This is a genomic window from Blastomonas sp. 34TW, from assembly GCF_059803595.1.
In genome coordinates, this window is sequence record NZ_JAPFGW010000044.1 from 1 (window position 1) to 1,525 (window position 1,525).

At 58.2% G+C, this 1,525-nt stretch carries 1 protein-coding gene; it reads left to right on the forward strand.

Translation table 11 applies throughout. From position 1 onward, the window contains the following. Positions 1–66 precede the first annotated feature (66 nt). Positions 67–1,218, forward strand: a complete 1,152-nt coding sequence (locus tag OPU69_RS19885; protein ID WP_058456869.1) for an IS110 family RNA-guided transposase — start codon at positions 67–69, stop codon at positions 1,216–1,218. The last annotated feature ends 307 nt before the right edge of the window (positions 1,219–1,525 follow it).

A 1,525-nucleotide genomic window follows, 5' to 3' on the forward strand; every position in this document is an offset into this window, starting at 1 on the left:
TAATAGATCCTATGCAGGCCGGATCGGCTATGCCGTTGTTCCGTCAAACCTCACGGAGAACGCTACATGGAGAACTCGTCGTCAGATTACTGCCCCAAGACTTCTGTCATTGTCAGCGTTGAGCTCAGCAAGCGCAACTGGCTTGTTGCCTCGCTCTCGCCAGGAGCGGCAAAGCCTTCGCTGCGGACAATTCCTGCCGGGAGCAGCGCGGCACTGATCAGTCACCTTCGCAATCTTGAGTGCAAGGCCGCTGATCGTATCAGTGAACCTGCCACCATTCGCCTGTGCTTCGAGATTGGATATGATGGCTTCTGGCTAGCAAGGCTACTGCGGTCGAACGACATCGATACCTATGTGCTGGATCCCGCCAGCTTCCTCGTGTCGCGGCGAGGCAGGCGCGCAAAAACCGACCGGATCGATGCCGAAGCAATGATCGGGATCCTCAAAGCCTATCTTGCTGGCGACAAAAGCGTGTGCCGTGTCGTGGACGTGCCCTCCCCCGAGGAGGAGGACGCGCGCAGAGTAATGCGGGAGCGCGGCGATCTCGTGCATGAGCGCACCCGGATTGTCTCTCGGATCAGGGGGCTACTTGCACTGCAGGGCATACGATCTGTTAAAGCCATCAAGGGCGGTGACTGGTCGAGCCAACTCGACGACATGCGCACCGGCGACGGGCGGCCTTTGCCACCAAACCTTCGCCGACAAATAGAGCGCTGCTTCGGGCGGCTCGCGTTGCTCAACGATCAGATCAAGGACATCGAGCGGGACCGCGCTGAAGTCGTGCTCCATGAGGAGTCCACCTTTCCATGCCGCGACAAAGCGGTTCGCCTCGAGCAACTGAAAGGCATTGGCCCGAACAGCGCGGCAATGTTGGTCGCAGAAGTTTTTTGCCGAAAGTTCGAAAGCCGGCGACACGTCGCGGCCTTCCTTGGGTTAGCTCCGGCACCCTTCGCCAGCGGCGACGTGTCGCGTGATCAGGGCATAAGCAAAGCCGGTAACCGAAGCACACGTGTGCAGATGGTGGAACTTGCATGGTGTTGGTTGAAATATCAGCCAAGTAGCGAACTAACCGTTTGGTATCGCAGCCGGTTCAAAGGTAACGGCGCTCGCGCGGCAAAGGTGGGTATCGTTGCCCTCGCCCGAAAATTGTTAATCGCGCTTTGGCGCTTTGTGGAGACCGGTCTGGTCCCTCAAGGTGCCGAGCTCCGCGCCGCCTGATGCTTATGTTGCAACAGGCTCGATAAGGCGACGCGGATTGGTGTGATGTGTGACCGGGAAAGTTGATGGCGCCTGAAAACGCCCAGTAGTAGTTTGGTCCGCATCTGCCTTTGCTCGATCCGGGGATGTGAATACGGATTATGGTGCGCGGGCACGGCCGCGACCGGATACAAGTCTATGCACGGATAGTGCATCAGCTGACCTCGGAACGAATGAAGCCAATCCTTGAGCATTGCGTGTGGGGCCCCCCAACCTGTCAACAGAAGGAACCGTTCAATGCGACCTTGACAAGGCCCGGATCATACAA